Source organism: Labrys sp. ALF-8 (assembly GCF_059699065.1).
Genome location: NZ_AP048537.1, coordinates 1,493,799 through 1,511,101, shown reverse-complemented (window position 1 = coordinate 1,511,101; position 17,303 = coordinate 1,493,799). Strand labels below are relative to the sequence as shown.

Here is a 17,303-nt window from a genome sequence, read left to right as displayed (position 1 = left end):
CGGTACCGTCAGTCACCACGCGACCATTAGTCGAAAGTCGAAAAACTATTAATCTACAATTTGTATATAAATTTATCCGATATTGTCTTGAGTGTAACAAATTATTATTTTGTACCGAGTGCCACAATTATAATATACAGTGCCAGTTGATAGAGGAAAGTTAAAATCTCTATTGATGTCAGGGTTGGGATTGGAATCGAGAAGGAGGGTGTGATGAAATATTTGCTCTTGGCATTGGGGCTCGCCGCTGCCGGCTGGGCCTTCGTCCCGACGCAGGCCGAAGCCGTCGTGTGTGCGCGAGGCGTCTACCGGGCCGGTTGCGCGGGGCCGAACGGGGCGGCGGTCGTTCGCCGCTATCCCCACCGCTACGTCGCTCCACGCCCCTATGTTGCGCCCCGTCCGGCCTATGTGGCTCCGGTAAGGCGTTGCGTATGGGTTTGGGTCAACGGCGTGCGCGTCTGCCGCTGAGCGGAACTCTGTGAAAGGGGCTGTCGACGAGGATTTCGCCGCAGCCTTTCGTCCCGCGAGTAGGGGGTGTCCTGCCGCTCCCTCACTCGTCATTCGGGTGAAGAGCTTCCTGAAACTGAAAGCTAGGCATTTCGCCCTACAGACCGGAGGTCAAGACCTCCCGGCAGGAGGGCGAAAGGCGTGCGGCATTCCTGCGCAGGCACGCGATGCCGCGCCCGCCGCCAAGCGGTACGGCGCTGCAGTAGGACCGGAAGTCCATGCCGCAGGACTGGCGAACGATGAAGATCTCCTCCCTGGGCGAAAACGCACGCATGGGAATGGCGGGAGCCGGCGCTGCCGGCGCGGCGGTTGCCGTGGAGCCAGCAGGCGCCGCCCCACCGATGGCGCCGACCGCCTGCTGGCAGGGGGCGGACAGCGATGCATTGTGCTGCTGCAGGCAGGAGAGCGCTGCTGCGCCTCCCGGCGTCACGCCCGAGCACTGCGCCATGAAATCCGACCGGCAGGCCGCCTTGACGGCGTTGCGCTGAGCGGTCGTCGGGGCGGATTTGGCCGGCGCTGCCGCAGGTGCAGCAGCTGGCTGGGGCGTGGGCGTCGCGGGGGCGGCCGAGGAAGACTTGCCTCCTTTCAACGCTCCAATCGCCTTCTGGCAAGCCGAAGAGAGACTCGAATTGTGCTGTTGGAGGCATTGCAGGGCGGGGAGGCCACCCGGCGCGACGCCCGAACATTGAGCGATGAAGTCCGATCGGCAGGCTGCCTTGATGGCGTCGCGCTGGGCCTGCGTCGGTTGCTGCGCCGGGGCCGATCCGACCCCCATCGCCAGGATGCACAGCATCGAGAGCATGCCAAAGAACGCGTGGACGAGGCGCCCCGCGTGAAAAACCGGGAGCCGGAAAGATCTGTGGTTCTGCATGAATTTCATCCCTCGCTCAGGTATCGGCCTGCCTGCACGGGGCCGTGCAGGCAATTTGGCGGCCATGTAGTTGGCGGGGCGGCAGGATTCTGCATCGACGCGGATAGTTCTTCGGCTCGCTTGCCATTCCCGCCCGCGAAGCTTAGCACGCCTTTTCAATTCCGATAGTAAAAATATCGGTAAACAGCCATCCCTTCTGTATAGGCATGCAGAGTAGGTCGATAGGATTATAGGGAAATACATTCCCCCCAGTCACATAGTCTGGAACAGTTTGTCGGCGATGGTATGGAGCGAAGGGGGACTACCCCAAAATTGCGCCGGCCTTCGGTCTCAAAGGGGATCCTGACCTTCACGGCCCTCGCGGAGAAGGTGCCAAGAGGTATGCATCTGGGCGAAGATTTTCCGGCATAGTATCGCCGTATAGTTCAAAATAAGCGCTCCGGTCGCCAGACTCTCCGCCGTAATGAACACTTGCGGATCGCAATGGAGAGGATAGACATTGCTGGTACGCCATCATTGTTGCTGCGGGATACCGCGCATTCGGTACGGGCCGTGATCGGAGCAATTCCTCCTCAGACCGCCACGCCGGAGCGGTGCCGACAGTCCCCAAGGGCCTACACCGGGAGCTCGACCTGTCATGTCGCCCTTTGATGTCGGTTCCATCCTCTTTCTCTTCGCCGCCCTGGTGAGCTTGGCAAATGAGCGCTTCTTCAAGCTGCCGCGCAGCATCGCGCTGCTCCTGGCCTCGCTGCTGATCTGCCTCGCCATCGTCGCGGCGGGCCACCTTTCCCCGGCCACTTGGCTGGCGCAGGCATCCCAGCATCGGCTCCAGAGGGCGAATCTTCCGCACACCCTCCTCGATGGTGCCCTCGCCCTGCTGCTCTTCGCTGCCACCTGGCATGTCGACATCAAGGGGTTGCGTCGCCAGGGCTTGATCGTCTTCATCCTTGCCACCGCCGGCGTGCTGATCGCAACGAGCGTCTTCGCGGGCTGCTTCTGGCTTCTCGCAAACCTCCTCGGCACCCCCATTCCTCCCGCATGGTGCTTTCTGCTCGGCGCGATCCTGGCGCCGACTGACGCAGTCGCCGTGGACGGCCTCCTCAAGCGCGTCGCCTTGCCGCCCGGCCTGCGGGACATCATTGCCGGAGAGAGCCTGTTCAACGATGGGGCCGCGGTCGTCATGTTCCTTGCCGCCGTTGCGCTGGTCGCAGGTGAAAGCGGTGTCATCGGCAACGGCCGGCTGCTGGAGGCGCTGGCCGTGGAGTGTCTGGGCGGGGCGGCGATCGGCGCGGTCGCTGGATATGCGGCGCGACTTCTCATGGAGAGGAGCGAGGATGAGATCGTCCGTTTGACCCTGTCGATCGCGCTGGCATTGTCGACCTACAGGCTTGCCACCCTGCTCCATGTCTCCGGCCCGATTGCGGTGGTCGTCGCAGGGCTCGTCCTCGTGAACGCGCGGCCCAAGGTCTCCAGACAGACAGCCTGGCGGCCTCATCTCGCCACCTTCTGGTCGCTGGTCGACGACCTCGTCAACACATTGCTGTTCCTGTTGATGGGCGCCGAGATCTTCACTCTCGACCTCGCCGCGTTCACGCAGGCGATCGTCCTCGCCGCAATTCCATTGGCGATCCTCTCCCGCCTGATCAGCATTGCCATTCCGGTCGGCCTTTCCTCCCGTTCCTGGCCCGAGAAAGCCCGAATGGTCTCCACGCTGACATGGGTTGGGCTGAGAGGGGCCGTATCGATCGCCTTGGTGCTGACCATTCCTGAAGGCCCCTACGGACCAACGCTTGCGGCGGCCTGCTACGCAGTCGTGATCTTCACCATCGTCGTGCAGGGGCTATCGACACCTGCTGTGCTGCGCCGCGTCTACGGCGGCGAGGCGCTGACCGCGCCTTTGGGCGGCGCCTCTGGCCATGAAGGCGGCGGTCATGGCGAGGAACAGGCGAAACCCGGCTGAGCGGCTGCGGCAGTGCTATCGGGTCAACTCCGCGATCACGCGGTCCAGCGGCACGTCGGAGATTCGGATGAGTCCGTTGAAGGGCATGTCCATGTCGAGGATGAGATAGATGGTACCGCCGATCAGGGCCGCTGCCAGTACCAGAAAGCAGACCACCAGTCGGTTGTCCGGCGCACGATAGCCCAGGCTGGCGAAGACCAGAATGAACCAGGCGACGAGCATGACCAGCAACGGCAGCGGCACGGTCCCTTCCGCCTGCTCGACCAGTTCCCATCGCAGCTCGAAAATGTTCTGGTAGGTCGTATGGGCATCCTGGGCCAGGCTGGCCTGCCCGGCATCCGCAGGCTTCAGGGCCTTGAGGCTGTCGCCCACGGCATTGAGCAACTGCTCCGAAACCGGATCGCCCATGATCAGAGGATCGCTGCGAGGTCTCGTCCCGTTCCTGGCTTGCTGCGCATAGGCGAGCAGGCGCGCGCGCATCTCGTCCGCCTCCGGGCCGTAGCGGCGCAACGTCCGGTCCAGGAGGATCATTTCGGTGGCGATGACATGCACGTTGTGATCAACCGCCTCGAAGGTATTGCGTGCGGAATTGATCATCAGGCCCAGGACCAGCGACGTCATCACGATGAAGACGTTGCCGACGAGCCTGATGACGGCGACCGTCTCCTCCTGCTGGTAGCGTTGCGGCAGCCTGGCATAAAGGAGAAGTGCGCCGAGGGACGCCGCGACGAGGCAGCAGAACGTCAGGAGGCCCGTGACGATCTCATAGCTGGCCATGGCGGCACTCCAGGGAGACGGTGTGTCGGGAAAAGGTGTCTGGGCGAAAGCGGTACCGATGAGGATATGCGGGCAAGGAGATTCGCCCATGCCTGTCGCCGCGGCCAGCATTTTCTCTTGTGTCTGAAGGTCCGCAAAAAAGGAGCCGTCGCATCGTTTTTCTCGAACTCTTGGCCGCTTCCGGTGCTTTATGCTTCCTGTTCGCAGGCAATGTCGACGTCGAAGTCGGCTAACAAGTCAAAATTATACTTTTCAGAATCTGCTCTTGGTGTAATTTCCGTTTATCGCGGGTGTGTTTCCAGTGCATGCATAATGCCTTTTGTGCGCTGCATGTCGGCAAGGCATGGGGCTGGTGCCTAGATGAGTAGTATGGCTGTCGCAATATTAGCGAGAATGCTTCCATTGCTTGTGCAGAGGCGGCCGTCACCTTTTGTAAAGACGCAGCGCCATCCGTTCTTCTGCACTGCCGAGAGACGCCTTGATGGTTTCGGGCCAAATCCGGTTTCTCAGATGCCGTTGGGGCATGGATCATCGTGTGCCATTATGATCCTGTCTGCATCCCGGGTTCTATTGTCCGATTTGGTTCAGAAGGCTGGAATTGTTTTCCGCTCCCACCTCGCCATCGATTTCCGTCCTCCGCGTTTTCTCGCCACCCGATCATGATTTCCGAGTCCGGCCAGCAGCCGTCAGCACTGCAGAAGGGTATGACACGATGATCTTCTCCCGCCCCGTCTTCCCTCCAAACGCGCTGACCTTGCGGGGACGGCTCCTGCTGCCGGCATGTGGCGCCATCCTCGCCTTGGCGGCCACGAGCTGCAATCAACAGAATACCTATGCTCCGCCGCCGCCAGCCAAGGTGGGCGTGGCCGCTCCGGTGCAGAAACCGGTCATCAACTATCTGCTGGCGACGGGCAACGCCAATGCGATCAACTCGGGCAATCTGGTGGCGCGCGTGGCCGGGTTCGTCAGCGCCATCAACTACAAGGACGGCGATTTCGCGAAGACGGGCACCTCGCTCTTCACCATCGAGCCGCAGCCCTATCAGCTTGCTCTCGAAAGCTCCCAGGCCTCGCTGGCAAGCGCAGACGCCAACTATGCGCAACAGCTTTCCAACTACAAGCGGCAGGCGACGCTGCAAACGAAGGACTTCGCTTCCCAGGCGACTCTCGAACAGGCGACAGCCAGCCGCGATGCGGCGCAGGCCGGCGTGAACCAGTCGAAAGTCGCGGTCGAGCAGGCGCAGCTCAATCTCGGCTACACCGATGTGAAGGCTCCGTTCGACGGCGTCGTCACGGCGAGGCAGGTTTCGCTCGGCGATTTCGTCGGTAACGGCACCGCGACAGTCCTCGCCACCATCGTCCAGCTCGATCCGATCTATGTCGACTTCAACGTCAGCGAGACCGACGTCCTCAACATCCGCTCGAACATGAAGCGCAATGGCGTAACGCTGGCCGATCTCAGGAAGGTACCGGTCGAGATCGGGCTGCAGAACGAGGACGGCTATCCCCATAAGGGCACGCTCAGCTACATCGCCCCGAGCCTTACCGCCAATACTGGTACGCTGGCCGTGCGCGCGGAGCTCGACAACCCGGGCAACGCCATCCTGCCCGGCTACTTCGTGCGCGTGCGGGTTCCCCTGGCCAGCCGTGGCGACAGCCTGCTGGTGCCGGATACCGCCATCGGCAGCGACCAGGGCGGGCGCTATGTCCTCCTCGTCGGCAAGGACAATGTGGTCGAGCAGCGCAAGGTCGAGATCGGCCAACTCGACGGTGACATGCGGGTGATTACCTCGGGTCTGGACCCGACCGACAAGGTGGTGGTCGACGGCATCCTGCGCGCCGTGCCGGGGCAGAAGGTCGATCCTCAGGATGCCGGCAAGCCGGCCGGCCAGGATGCCAGCACGAAGGCGTCCCAGCCATGATCTCGAAATTCTTCATCGAACGGCCGGTCCTGGCAAACGTCATTGCCATCCTGATGGTGGTGATCGGCTGCGTGGCAGTTTTCGCGCTGCCGGTGGCCCAGTATCCCGATGTGGTGCCGCCCACGGTCCAGGTGACCACGCGTTATCCCGGCGCCAGTGCGCGCGCGGTGATCGATACCGTGGCACTGCCCATCGAGCAGCAGGTGAACGGCGTCGAGGACATGCTCTACATGCAGTCCTATGCCGGCGCCGACGGCACCTATACGCTCACCGTCACCTTCGCGATCGGGACCGACCTCAACTTCGCGCAGGTGCTGGTGCAGAACCGCGTCTCCGCGGCGATGGCCTCCCTGCCGCAATCGGTGCAGGTTCAGGGCGTCACGGTGCAGAAGAAATCCACCTCCATCCTGCAGATCGTCACGCTGACTTCGCCGGATGCCAGCCGCGACAGTCTCTATCTCAGCAATTTCGCTACGTTGCGTATGAAGGATGAAATCTCGCGCCTGCCGGGTGTCGGTAATGTCACGGTGTTCGGTGCCGGACAATATTCGATGCGCATCTGGCTCGATCCGCAGAAGATGCAGGCGCGCGGCCTGCAGGCGCAGGACGTCATCAACGCCCTGCAGCAGCAGAGCCAGCAGGTCAGTGCCGGCCAGATCGGCGCCCCGCCCGTGCCGTCCGGCCAGAACTTCCAATATACGCTCGATGTCTCGGGACGCCTGGAGGATGCCGACCAGTTCGCCAACGTGGTGATCAAGGCGGGTACGACGGCGGGCGATGTCACCCGCGTGCGCGACGTGGGGCGGGTGGAACTGGGTGCGCAGACCTACAGCCAGGTCTTCAGCCTCAACAACAAGCAGGCGGCGGGTCTCGCCATCTTCCAGTCCCCCGGAGCCAATGCGCTGAGCACAGCGGCCGAGGTCGACGCCAAGATGAAGGAACTCGCCAAGGATTTCCCGCCGGGCGTCGCCTACTCCATCCCCTTCGACACCACGCTCTTCGTCAACCAGTCGGTGCATGAGGTCTACAAGACGCTGATCGAGGCCGGCGTGCTGGTGCTCATCGTCATCCTCGTCTTCCTGCAGGACTGGCGCGCCACGCTGATCCCGGCCACCACCGTGCCGGTGACGATCATCGGCGCCTTTGCGGCGATGGCGGCGATGGGCTTCACCATCAATCTCTCGACGCTGTTTGCCATCGTGCTTGCCATCGGCATCGTGGTCGACGACGCCATCGTGGTCGTTGAGGGGGCGGCCCACAACATCGACAAGGGCATGTCGGGGCACGACGCAGCGATCGCGGCAATGAACGCGCTGATCGGCCCGATCATCGGCATCACCCTCGTGCTCATGGCGGTCTTTCTGCCGGCCTCCTTCCTGCCGGGCCTGACCGGGCGGATGTATTCGCAGTTCGCGCTCGTCATCGCGGCGACGGCCCTGATCAGCGCCATCAATGCCGCGACGTTGAAGCCCACCCAGGCGGCGCTTTGGCTGCGTCCGGCCGTGCCCATGGAGAAGCGCAACTTTTTCTATCGAGGCTTCGATGCCGCCTATCTGTGGCTGGAACACCGCTACACGGCCCTCATCGGCGCAATGAGCAGACGCGCGGGCCTGATGATGGTGATCGCCCTGCTCATCATCGGAGCGGCCGGGTACGGCTTCTCCCGCGTGGCGACGGGCTTCCTGCCGATCGAGGACCAGGGTTACCTGCTGGCGGCGGTGCAACTGCCGGACGGCGCCTCCCTCGAACGCACGCAGAAGACCCTGAGCGAGGCTTCGGATGCTGTCCGCAAGGTGCCAGGCGTCTCCGAGGCCATCACCATCGCCGGTGTTTCGGCGCTCGACAACAACGCCTCGCTCGCCAATGCCGGTGTCGTCTACATCATGCTCGACGACTGGAGCAAACGCGGCAAGGGCGAGAACCTTCTCTCTCTCTACACCAAGCTGACCGACACGCTCTCGCAGATCCGGGAGGCCAATATCCTGGTGGTGCCGCCCCCTCCGATCCAGGGCATCGGCAATGCCGGCGGCTTCACCATGCAGATCGAGCTGCGGGACGGCAGCTTCGACCTCGCCAAGCTGCAGGCCTCGGTCAATGCCGTGATCGACGCCGCTTCCACCCAATCGGGTATCCAGCGTGTCTCGGCGCCCTTCCGGGCCAGCGTGCCGCAATACAAGATCGAGATCGACCGCACCAAGACGGAAGGACTCAAGCTCACGGTCGACCAGGTTTTCTCGGCGCTGGCGAGCTATGTCGGCTCCAGTTATGTCGACCAGTTCAACCGCTTCGGGCGCGTCTACCAGATCTATGTACAGGCCGATGCCGATGCCCGGCTGAGGCTCGAGGACATCGACCAGCTCACCGTGCGCAACCAGGACGGGGCGATGATCCCCATCAATACTCTCCTCAAGATCACGCCCTCGGTCGGCCCTTCGCTGATCAGTCTCTACAATCTCTACCCCTCGGCGACGATCACTGGCGTATCTCGGCCAGGCTTCTCGTCGGGGCAGACGATCAAGCTGATGGAGGAAATCGCCGCCAAGACCCTGCCGCCGGGCGTTGGCTACGAATGGACGGCGATGTCCTACCAGGAGAAGATCGTGGGCAACCAGATGTACATGGTGTTCGCCCTCGCCCTGCTGCTGGTCTATCTCGTCCTGGCCGGCCAGTATGAGAGCTGGTACGCGCCGATTTCGGTCATCCTCGCGGTGCCGCTCTCGCTCATGGGGCCGGTGCTCGTGCTGAATGGCCTGCACATCGACAACAACCTCTATGTGCAGATCGGCCTGGTGCTGCTGATCGCGCTCTCCGCGAAGAACGCCATCCTGATCGTCGAGGTGGCACGCGAGATGAGGGCGGAGGGTCATCCAATCCTGCAATCGGCGGTGGAGGCGTCTCGCGCCCGCTTCCGCCCCATCCTGATGACCTCCTTCGCCTTCATCCTCGGCGTGGCGCCACTGGTCGTGGCCACAGGAGCCGGCGCCAGCGCCCGTGCCTCCATCGGCATTACCGTGTTCAGCGGCATGATCGCCTCCACCTGCCTCGCCGTCCTCTTCGTGCCCTCCTTCTTCGTGATGGTGCAGCGCTTCGAGGAATGGCGTTCCCGCGGCAAGAAGCCGGCGCCCTCCGCGACGGAAGAGGCAGGCGCGGCAGGATGATCCCTGAAGCTCCGGCATCTCTGCCGCATTGAACCTGGCGGTTCCCGTCACCCTTCGGGGGCGGGCGCCGTCGCGACAGCCTTGCAGGACTTCTCATGCAAGGTATGTGCGAGCCACCTGAATCCTGTTTCGCCGGTCCTGTCGCGACATTCGAGCGATAGGTCGGCCGCCGATGTCGGGCCTGTGGTCCGAACGTTACGCTCCATCGCTTTGACACCAAGCGAGAGATTGGACAGTCTGGCCCCGACATGAATGCCGAAAGGCGGCCTTACGACTGGGAGTTCGTATGCGGCGGAAAGGTGCTTCCGGTGGAAACGCGCGGGCCTCTGACCTTCACCGATCCCAAGACCATGCTGGCCGAATGCCTGGCCGGCACCGGCATCGCCCAGGTGATCGGCTGGGGCGTCGGCGCGCTGCTGGAGAGCGGAGAACTCGTTGATCTCTTTCCCGACTGGCATGGCGAGCTCTTCCCGCTCTTCGCCTTTCATCCCTCGCGCAAGCATCCGCCCGCAAAGGTGAGGGCCTTTACCGAGTACTGCATCGAGATCCTCGGCAGGCTGAACCGACTTCCAGGGACGTGAAGCGACGCTTCGAAGGACACGCCAGAAGGACGAAGTGGAGCGCGGCCTCCGTCTTCTTTCTGGCGGACTTCTTCTTTCCCCGTCTCCCGATGCCCGGAATTTCGTCCTCTCGCGGCAATTTCCCTGCATTGCCAAGGCTTTGCGCCAAACCGGTTGTACGATATGCATAGGCCAATCAAGGTGTTGATTTTCATGAATTATTTATGTCATATTTTTGTCATAAAGCCACTTGACCATTTGTGGCTTCGTGATTGGGGCATCTCTTTGTCCCGGGCCGGAAGAGGGGCGGCCCCGTCATTTGCCGTATTGCGCGGGCGGCCGGTTTTGGACTGGTACGAGCCTTGACGCTCACCGGCACCATTGATTTCCGGGGTCCGATCTTGCTTTCCAGCACAGAACTGTTCGTTCGCATCCTCCTTTCGGCAATGCTGGGCAGCTTCATCGGCATCGAGCGCGAGCGGCTGCTTTGGACGGCCGGCCTCCGCACGCACATGCTCGTCTGCGTCGGTGCCTGTCTGATAATGATCGTGTCGGCATTCGGCTTCGGGGACGCGCTCGGCGACCATCACGCCGTGCTCGATCCCTCACGTATCGCGGCGCAGGTCGTGTATGGCATCGGCTTCCTCGGCGCCGGCACGATCCTGCTGCGCGGCGAGATCATCAAGGGGCTGACGACGGCGGCCAGCCTGTGGACCGTCGCGGCCATCGGCCTCGCCGTCGGCGGCGGTCTCTACGTGGCGGCCTTGCTGACGACAGGCGTGATCCTTCTCATCCTCGCTGGAATCAAGCCGCTCGAAGACCGGTTCCGCGCCCAGATGGCGGAGCGGGTGCTGTCCCTTTCGGCGCGCCGCGGCGCCATCACGCTCCAGACCATCGTGGATATCGCAGGCGTGGGCACCTCGCGCGTCAAGCAGTTTACCCTCTACCAGCAGGACAAGGACGCTTTGGACGAGATCACCGTGGCATTCGCGCGTCTTCCCGAGGGCACCGCCGAAGAGATTGCCGACAGGCTTCGCGCCATCGACGGCGTGGCTGCCGCAACCCTGGTGCATTGAGCTGCCATGGCCGGTCCTGCGAAATCACCCGAACGGCGCTACCAGGTCGCCGCCCTGCCCATTCGAAAGAACGGGGACCGGCTGGAGACCTGTCTCGTCACCACCCGGACGACCAGACGCTGGACGGTGCCGAAGGGCTGGCCGATGAAGGGACGCACCGATAGCGAGGCGGCGCGCATCGAAGCCGAGCAGGAAGCAGGTCTGGTCGGCAAGATCGGCAAGAAACCGATGGGCACCTATGTCTACTGGAAGCGGTTGGAGGCGCATTTCGAACTGATCGAGACGCGGCTCTACCTCCTCAGGGTCAAGGAAACGCTTTCGGCCTGGAAAGAGCAGGGCGAGCGCTATGTGCAATGGATGTCGTTGGAGGAGGCGATCCTGCTGGTCGACGAGCCCGGCCTTGCTGCTCTCCTGCGAGCATTCGCCGACCGGCACTGAGCGGTCGCAGCGGAAGGTCATTTTGCAAGATTGGTCTATTGCAAGATGCCGAAAGAAATTTCTCCCCGCGGGTGTCCCCGTTCATTGCTTGACAGATCTTCTTTGCTTTTCGTCTGAGGAAGATCGTAGGGCGCCAATTTTATAAAATAACATGAATTGCCTACCAGTGTTGCACTTTGGCAACCAATTGTCGTTCTCGGCGTGCTATCCAAAAGTGGTATTAGGTTTCGGGGGGTATTTCATGAAAATCTACGTTGCAGCCGGCGCCCTGCTTTTGAGCGCCGCTACTGCTTCGGCGGCAGATCTGGCGCCAGCGCCTGTTGAGCCGGTCGTGCCTGTCACGGCCTTCAACTGGACGGGCTTCTATGTCGGTGCCCACGCCGGCTACGGCTGGGGCCGCGAGGATGACAACCAGAGCCGTCTGTTTGGTGGCGGGGGCGCGCCGACAACTGGTCCGACTGGGCCTACCGGTACGGGCACTCCGGCGGACCATTTCAATGTGGACGGTTTCATTGGCGGCGTTCACGCTGGTTACAACTATCAGATTGACCAGTTCGTGCTTGGCGCGGAAGGTGATATCGACGTCGCCGATCTCAAGGGTGACGCCCATGCGATCTATGCCGGTGGTACCTCCCTGCGCAAGCTTGACCTGAAGAGCCGCTGGCAGGGTTCGCTGCGCGTGCGCGCCGGTTACGCCTTTGACAATCTGCTGATCTACGCCACGACGGGTGTCGCCTTTGCCGACGGCAAGCTTACCAATTCCGGCACGGATGGTGGCGTCGCCATTCCACGCACCAGTTCCAGCAACACGCATGTCGGCTGGACGGTCGGCGTGGGTGCGGAATATGCCTTTACCCAGAACTGGATCGGACGTCTGGAAGTTCGCTACACTGACTTCCAGAAGAAGAGCTACCGTACCTTCGACGGTCCGGTGAAGTCGGGCTGGGACCAGGTGGTCGCGACGGTGGGCGTGAGCTACAAGTTCTGACCTCTGGATATCGGAAAGCCCGGCCCTACGACCGGGCTTCTTGCTTCTGAGAGATTTCCTACTCGTGGTTCGGCTGGCAGCGCCCGGTTGTCATGGCGGCCCTTGAAGACCTGTCGCGGATGAGAATGCACGGCAAAGCCTTTGGGCCGGCCTCGGTTGCGGACCCGCTCATGCTCGCACGGGCCAACGCGATGCATCGCGCGGGCCGCCTGGATGAAGCGGAAAGAACCTATCGCCAGCTTCTCCTCAACGCACCGCGCGATCCACGCCTCTGCGCCAGTCTGGGCGAGCTTCTTCTGCGGATGGGGCGCCATGCCGAGGCCATCGGCTTCCTGGAGGTCCCGGCAGGGGCGAAGAAGGCGAGCGCGGACGATCTCAACAATCTCGGCTATGCGCATCTGCTAAACGGTACGTATGAATTCGGCTTGGAGCCTCTTCGCAAGGCGCGCGAGCGTGCCCCGCGTTCCTGGCGCATCCTCCTCAATCTCGGCCAGATCTATCTGAAGATGGGCAACCACAAAGCGGCAGTGCCAATGCTGGAACGAGCCCTGACTCTCGAGGGCGCTCCCACTACGGTGCGCTTGATGCTGGCCTCGGCCGTGGCGGACCTTGGCGATTTCGATCGTGCTCGTGCCCTCAACGAGCAATGCGCGCTGGATCCAGCCTTACGGCCCAGAGCCTTGCGAAGCCTGGCAAGCCTCGGCAGGCAGACCCGAGAAAATCACCTGCTCGATCGCATCCTTCCGGAAATCGAGACGTCTGCGGCCCCGGAAGCGGCAGTGCCGCTGCACTACGCCGCAGCCAAGACCTATCTCGATCTGAAGGAAAGCGACGCGGCCTTTCATCACCTGAAAGGCGCCAAGGCGCTGTATCGGATTCGGTTCGATCGCCAGCGATTTCTCGACAGTATCGGACGTTCGAGAGCCTGTGGGATGCTAGCTACCGAACTCGTCGCCCGGTCCGATCCCAAGCCCGCGCCCGTCTTCATCGTGGGAATGCCGCGTTGCGGCTCCTCGCTGACGGAGCAGATCCTCTCTTGTCATCCGGGGCTTTTCGGAGCGGGAGAGCGCGAATACATTCCCACCATCGCGAGGCGCCTCGGTTACGAGACATTGGACGCGGCGGCCTATCGCGATGCCATCCGCAACCTGCCCCCCGGTGCGCTCGACGCCATTGCGGAGGGGTATCGTTCGCTGATCGCCACGGCAGGCTTCGAGAAGGGGCGCAGCCTCGACAAGTTCCTGCATAATTTCCTCCATGTTGGCTTGATCAAGCTGCTCTTTCCGGCAGCGCAGATCATTCATTGCCGGCGTCAGGCGCTCGACTGCTGTTTTTCGATCTACACCAGTCCTTTCGACCAAGGGCACAGCTACGCCAACGACCTGGCGGATCTCGGCTGGTACTACCGCCGGTATGAAGGGCTGATGCGGGAGTGGCAGGCGCTTTTTCCAGGTTCCGTCCTCGACGTCCACTACGAGGATACGGTGCAGGATCTCGAAGCCTCGGCCCGGCGCATTCTCGATTTCCTGGAACTGCCTTGGAATCCGGCGGTTCTCGACTTCACGCAGAGCGAGCGCGGCGTCGCCACCGTGTCGAAGTGGCAGGTGCGACAACCCCTTTATTCCACCTCCGTAAACCGCTGGAAGGCCCATGAAAAGAATCTCGCACCATTGATCGATGCACTGAAGGGGTAGGGGAAGCCGGGCGTATCCGTGCGATCGCGAGAGTGCATCCGGGGCCGCCGGCCACTGTCGAGCTGCTTGTCTTTATTCGTGCGCTGGGCAAGTATTCGGCGCGAATGCGAAGCTGATTCGCGATTTTTTATTTTGGGGAAAAGAAATGCCAGCTGCTCTCAGGAAGGTTCGCGCGGCTATATCGGACAAGGTCTCCTATGACGCGCTGACCAGTCGCGGGAGGGCGGTGGAGATCCGGCGCGACGTCACGTCGGCCGTACTCTTCCGGACGTCTGCCGACGAGGCGGCACCGCCCCCCGAGCGCGTCGGGAGCGGCGTGCATTACCTGGGACATCCCGGCGTCTCGACGACGACCACTGCTGCGCCCCCGACCTGATCAATCGAGACGCGTCGCGGCAGCTGAAGAGTGCGTGCTGCGGCGAGTCCGTCTTCGTTGCCTGGAAGGGGTAGGAACCTGAGGGCCGCCTTCTTCAGCGCTCTTGCTTTTCGAGGGCGGCGAGTATCCGGTAGGCCACGCTTACACGGGCCGCGTTGGGGTAGTTGCGGTTGGCCAGCATCACGATGCCGACCCGCCTGCGGGGTACGAACGCAGCATAGGCGCCAAAGCCGGCGGTGGAACCTGTCTTGTTGAGGAGCATCGTCTGGCCCGGTGCCAGCGGGGGAACGAGCGGGGTGACCGGATTCGGCCTTCGGCTCATCTTGTCGGAATTGCCCGCCAGCAGGCTGTCGAGGCCGACGGGGTAGGGGTACATTTCCCAGCCGAGGCCCTGCACCATGCCACCGACCTTGTCATAGCCGCTGACCGTGGCGATAACGGCTTGGCGCATCGTATCGTCCAACCTGCTGCCGTCCATGATCGTCTCGATGTAGCGGATCATGTCCGACGCCGAGCTCTTCACGCCGTAGGCCTGGGAATCCAGCATGCCCGGCCCCACGCGCATGGGATGGCCCGCGCGGCCATAGCCGTAGGCATAGCGATCCATTTCCTGCGGAGGCACCTTGATGTAGGTGCGCGCGAGGCCGAGTCCGGGGAGGATCGTTCCTTCCATGACCGCGTCGAAGGGTTGATTGAGGCTACGGGCGGCAAGGAAGCCGAACAGGCCAATGCTCGGATTGGAATAGAGCCGGTGGCTGCCAGGTGTGAAAGCGGTGCGCCAGCGTTGGAAATAGGCCGTCATGGAGGCCTCGTCCGTCACTTCGGACGGGAACTGCAGCGGCAGCCCGCCGGCCGTATAGGTACCGAGTTGGAGCAGGCTGATATCGTCGAAGCTGGTGCCGGCAAGGGCGGGCCAGTGGTGGCTCGCCTTGTCGGAGAAGGCGAGAGCGGCGCGCACCTGTGCGTGCGCTGCGAGGATGCCGGTGAAGGTCTTGCTGACCGAGCCGAGCTCGAAGAGCGTGTCTTCGCCAACCTTCTGTCCGTTCTCGCGGGAGGCAACGCCATAGTTGAAGAAGGTGCGCTCGCCGCCATGCGTGATCGCGACAGCCATTCCGGGCACGCCATGTTCCCTCATCAGGGAACCGATCGTCGCATCGACGGTAGCCTTGAGCGAAGCCTTTCCAGCCTCTGCCCGGGCCGGGCGACCCGCGAGCGCGGAAAGCATGAGCAGGGAATCGGCAAGCGCCTGTCGACGCGAGATCAATGTGGTCATATTCGACTCCATGGCGGAGCCGTCTGGCTAGGACAGGAATCCGGCCGAAAGCCGGCAAAAAATGTGCGTGCTTGAGTGCCATGCGTTTTCCGGCTGGGCACCCTCATGCGGTATGGGTTCAGCGCGGGGCTGCGAAGCTCTCCACGTCGCGCAACTCGGCGAGCGCCTTGCGGAGGAACGCTTCGCCTTCCTCACGCGTCTCCACCGCCTTGCCATGGACGACGAGGCCGTCGTCGTCGAAGATCACTGCTACGATCTTGAAGTCGGCCTCTTGCGACTCGTAGATGAAGCCCTTGTTCATCCCTTCCTCCTCCAAGCCTCAGGCCACCGACAGGAGGCCGAGCATCACCAGCAGGAATATGACCAGCACCACGCCGATGAGGATGCGGGCGCCGGCTGCCGCAGTGCCGGCCAGCCTGGGCATGCCGAGCAAACTCGCCACGGCGGCGATGATGAAAAGAATGAGGATCCACTTGATCATGCCCTGGTTCCTTGCCTGTCTGTCCAGCCAACAGCAAACCCGGCGTGGGGCTGTTTGTTCCGGCGTGGGATCGAGGTAACCAAGGTGTCGGGAAGCGACGCGTCCTGGCGTTGGGCGGGACTTCCCCCTTCGCAACTACCAGGCCACGAACTCCTCTCGACCGCCGAACGATGCCGGGAAACCCTTGTAGTGGGGCAGGTCGTCCACCACGGGAAGCACCGCATGCTGGCACTGCACATGGAACTGCGGCTGGAATTCCCCCGTGGGCAGGAGGAAGCCATTGACGCTTCGAACGCCTGCGGCGGCGAGTTCGGAAAACAGATGGGTGCCGCAGGCCGGACAGCGCATTCGCTCAATCGTCCGCACAACCGTTGCAACGGGCGCGCCCCTGGCGATCGCGACTGATTGCGCGGGGTAGATGGCCGCCGGAACATATGCCGCGCCATGAGCGGCCTGGCAGTCATCACAGTGACAGTAAAGCTGTAAGAGCGGCGCGCCCGAGACGCGTAGGCCCACGGCGCTGCAGCGGCATTGCAGTTCGATCGTCTTCAAGCAAACCTCCTGACTGGGAATGTCCGGCCGGCATAGGCGGACGGTGCGTCAATTCCTGTCAGGAGCGTATCCATGGCGACCGCTGCCCCTACTGCGTCGCGATCCACCACACGTTGCCGCTGCCGTCGCGCACGCCGGCCCTACGGTCATCGTCGGCTCGCTTGCGGACGGGTTCCTGCACCGATGTGCCTCCGGCCTTCAGGGCTCGGGCATAGACGGCCTCGACATCGCGGACATAGATATGGACATGGACCTCTTCCGGCTGCGCCGCCGACGCGCCGCTGCCGAGCATGACGATGCTGTCGTCGATGCGCAATTCGGCGTGCATAAGCGAGCCGTCCGGGCGGTCCATCCGGCGCAGCACGTCGGCTCGGAAAGTTGTCGTCAGGAAGGCGATCACCGCCTCCGCATCGCGGCAGATAAGATAGGGACTGACAGAGTTGTAGTTTGCCGGCTTCCACTCTCGCATGGGGCCTCTCCGTGTGGTTTTTGACAGCAGGAACGCCTAGAGAGAGGCATGGTTCCGCGGCATGGCGCGCCGGGTTGTACGAGAGGCTTGCGACGCCGGGCGAAAGGCGGAGGCCCGAACCGCCAGCCTGGCCGAAAGACGGCGCCTGCGAACGCAGCCCCGTCGGGCTGCGGCGCCGGCTCTCGGATAGCGCGGCGATGGT

General features: G+C 62.7%; 17 protein-coding genes. 10 read left to right on the top strand and 7 right to left on the bottom strand.

Features of this window, described 5'->3' with window-relative positions; genetic code table 11:
- Positions 1-213: 213 nt before the first annotated feature.
- Positions 214-468 (top strand): hypothetical protein, encoded by a 255-nt coding sequence (locus tag AC6H34_RS06905; RefSeq protein WP_448150708.1) that lies wholly within the window; start codon positions 214-216, stop codon positions 466-468.
- A 136-nt stretch (positions 469-604) separates the two neighbouring features.
- On the opposite strand, the gene AC6H34_RS06900 is transcribed toward AC6H34_RS06905, so the two are convergent.
- Positions 605-1,378, bottom strand: a complete 774-nt coding sequence (locus AC6H34_RS06900) for a hypothetical protein (RefSeq protein WP_497538312.1) — start codon at positions 1,376-1,378, stop codon at positions 605-607.
- 637 nt (positions 1,379-2,015) lie between these two features.
- On the opposite strand from AC6H34_RS06900, the gene AC6H34_RS06895 reads away from it, so the two are divergent.
- Positions 2,016-3,338: a cation:proton antiporter gene (locus AC6H34_RS06895; RefSeq protein WP_448150710.1), complete on the top strand. Its 1,323-nt coding sequence runs from the start codon at positions 2,016-2,018 to the stop codon at positions 3,336-3,338.
- Between the two features lie 15 nt (positions 3,339-3,353).
- Here the strand turns inward: AC6H34_RS06895 and AC6H34_RS06890 are convergent, their stop codons facing one another.
- Positions 3,354-4,205 carry a bestrophin-like domain gene (locus AC6H34_RS06890; RefSeq protein WP_497538311.1) on the bottom strand — a complete coding sequence of 284 codons (852 nt, stop codon included), beginning with the start codon at positions 4,203-4,205 and terminating at the stop codon, positions 3,354-3,356.
- A gap of 622 nt (positions 4,206-4,827) precedes the next feature.
- On the opposite strand from AC6H34_RS06890, the gene AC6H34_RS06885 reads away from it, so the two are divergent.
- The 8 genes from AC6H34_RS06885 (at position 4,828) to AC6H34_RS06850 (ending at position 14,326) form a co-directional block, all read left to right on the top strand.
- A complete protein-coding gene (locus AC6H34_RS06885) occupies positions 4,828-6,036 on the top strand; it encodes an efflux RND transporter periplasmic adaptor subunit (protein WP_448150712.1) in 1,209 nt (402 codons plus the stop codon).
- Positions 6,033-9,194, top strand: coding sequence for an efflux RND transporter permease subunit (locus AC6H34_RS06880; RefSeq protein ID WP_497538310.1), 3,162 nt, complete (start codon positions 6,033-6,035; stop codon positions 9,192-9,194). The genes AC6H34_RS06885 and AC6H34_RS06880 overlap by 4 nt, the downstream gene beginning before the upstream one ends.
- Before the next feature lie 248 nt (positions 9,195-9,442).
- The gene (locus tag AC6H34_RS06875; protein ID WP_497538309.1) at positions 9,443-9,775 is read left to right on the top strand and encodes a LysR substrate-binding domain-containing protein; all 333 of its coding nucleotides are present in this window, start codon (positions 9,443-9,445) and stop codon (positions 9,773-9,775) included.
- Positions 9,776-10,155: 380 nt separating this feature from the next.
- Entirely contained in the window at positions 10,156-10,830 is a 675-nt protein-coding gene (locus AC6H34_RS06870; protein ID WP_497538308.1) for an MgtC/SapB family protein, read from the top strand.
- A gap of 6 nt (positions 10,831-10,836) precedes the next feature.
- On the top strand, positions 10,837-11,268 hold the full coding sequence (locus AC6H34_RS06865; RefSeq protein ID WP_448150716.1) for an NUDIX hydrolase: 432 nt from the start codon (positions 10,837-10,839) through the stop codon (positions 11,266-11,268).
- 241 nt (positions 11,269-11,509) lie between these two features.
- Complete coding sequence (locus AC6H34_RS06860; protein ID WP_497538307.1) at positions 11,510-12,256, top strand: outer membrane protein; 747 nt, start codon at positions 11,510-11,512, stop codon at positions 12,254-12,256.
- A 170-nt stretch (positions 12,257-12,426) separates the two neighbouring features.
- A complete protein-coding gene (locus AC6H34_RS06855; protein ID WP_497538306.1) occupies positions 12,427-13,950 on the top strand; it encodes a tetratricopeptide repeat-containing sulfotransferase family protein in 1,524 nt (507 codons plus the stop codon).
- Positions 13,951-14,095: 145 nt separating this feature from the next.
- A complete protein-coding gene (locus tag AC6H34_RS06850) occupies positions 14,096-14,326 on the top strand; it encodes a hypothetical protein (RefSeq protein ID WP_497538305.1) in 231 nt (76 codons plus the stop codon).
- 94 nt (positions 14,327-14,420) lie between these two features.
- Here AC6H34_RS06850 and ampC read toward each other — a convergent pair whose 3' ends face one another.
- From ampC to AC6H34_RS06825, 5 genes are all read right to left on the bottom strand, one after another.
- Positions 14,421-15,551, bottom strand: coding sequence for a class C beta-lactamase (gene ampC / locus AC6H34_RS06845; protein ID WP_497539852.1), 1,131 nt, complete (start codon positions 15,549-15,551; stop codon positions 14,421-14,423).
- A 166-nt stretch (positions 15,552-15,717) separates the two neighbouring features.
- The gene (locus tag AC6H34_RS06840) at positions 15,718-15,900 is read right to left on the bottom strand and encodes a hypothetical protein (RefSeq protein WP_448150720.1); all 183 of its coding nucleotides are present in this window, start codon (positions 15,898-15,900) and stop codon (positions 15,718-15,720) included.
- Positions 15,901-15,918: 18 nt separating this feature from the next.
- Positions 15,919-16,080, bottom strand: a complete 162-nt coding sequence (locus AC6H34_RS06835; RefSeq protein WP_448150721.1) for a DUF1328 family protein — start codon at positions 16,078-16,080, stop codon at positions 15,919-15,921.
- Between the two features lie 135 nt (positions 16,081-16,215).
- Positions 16,216-16,632: a GFA family protein gene (locus tag AC6H34_RS06830; protein WP_497538304.1), complete on the bottom strand. Its 417-nt coding sequence runs from the start codon at positions 16,630-16,632 to the stop codon at positions 16,216-16,218.
- Between the two features lie 88 nt (positions 16,633-16,720).
- The gene (locus tag AC6H34_RS06825) at positions 16,721-17,101 is read right to left on the bottom strand and encodes a VOC family protein (protein ID WP_497538303.1); all 381 of its coding nucleotides are present in this window, start codon (positions 17,099-17,101) and stop codon (positions 16,721-16,723) included.
- Positions 17,102-17,303: the final 202 nt, after the last annotated feature.

Excerpts from the sequence above, each read along its gene's own strand:
- AC6H34_RS06905 (WP_448150708.1), top strand. The coding sequence starts at position 214 with ATGAAATATTTGCTCTTGGCATTGGGGCTCGCCGCTGCCGGCTGGGCC.
- AC6H34_RS06900 (WP_497538312.1), bottom strand. The coding sequence starts at position 1,378 with ATGCAGAACCACAGATCTTTCCGGCTCCCGGTTTTTCACGCGGGGCGC.
- AC6H34_RS06895 (WP_448150710.1), top strand. The coding sequence starts at position 2,016 with ATGTCGCCCTTTGATGTCGGTTCCATCCTCTTTCTCTTCGCCGCCCTG.
- AC6H34_RS06890 (WP_497538311.1), bottom strand. The coding sequence starts at position 4,205 with ATGGGCGAATCTCCTTGCCCGCATATCCTCATCGGTACCGCTTTCGCC.
- AC6H34_RS06885 (WP_448150712.1), top strand. The coding sequence starts at position 4,828 with ATGATCTTCTCCCGCCCCGTCTTCCCTCCAAACGCGCTGACCTTGCGG.
- AC6H34_RS06880 (WP_497538310.1), top strand. The coding sequence starts at position 6,033 with ATGATCTCGAAATTCTTCATCGAACGGCCGGTCCTGGCAAACGTCATT.
- AC6H34_RS06875 (WP_497538309.1), top strand. The coding sequence starts at position 9,443 with ATGAATGCCGAAAGGCGGCCTTACGACTGGGAGTTCGTATGCGGCGGA.
- AC6H34_RS06865 (WP_448150716.1), top strand. The coding sequence starts at position 10,837 with ATGGCCGGTCCTGCGAAATCACCCGAACGGCGCTACCAGGTCGCCGCC.
- AC6H34_RS06860 (WP_497538307.1), top strand. The coding sequence starts at position 11,510 with ATGAAAATCTACGTTGCAGCCGGCGCCCTGCTTTTGAGCGCCGCTACT.
- AC6H34_RS06855 (WP_497538306.1), top strand. The coding sequence starts at position 12,427 with ATGCTCGCACGGGCCAACGCGATGCATCGCGCGGGCCGCCTGGATGAA.
- AC6H34_RS06850 (WP_497538305.1), top strand. The coding sequence starts at position 14,096 with ATGCCAGCTGCTCTCAGGAAGGTTCGCGCGGCTATATCGGACAAGGTC.
- ampC (WP_497539852.1), bottom strand. The coding sequence starts at position 15,551 with ATGCTTTCCGCGCTCGCGGGTCGCCCGGCCCGGGCAGAGGCTGGAAAG.
- AC6H34_RS06840 (WP_448150720.1), bottom strand. The coding sequence starts at position 15,900 with ATGAACAAGGGCTTCATCTACGAGTCGCAAGAGGCCGACTTCAAGATC.
- AC6H34_RS06835 (WP_448150721.1), bottom strand. The coding sequence starts at position 16,080 with ATGATCAAGTGGATCCTCATTCTTTTCATCATCGCCGCCGTGGCGAGT.
- AC6H34_RS06825 (WP_497538303.1), bottom strand. The coding sequence starts at position 17,101 with ATGCGAGAGTGGAAGCCGGCAAACTACAACTCTGTCAGTCCCTATCTT.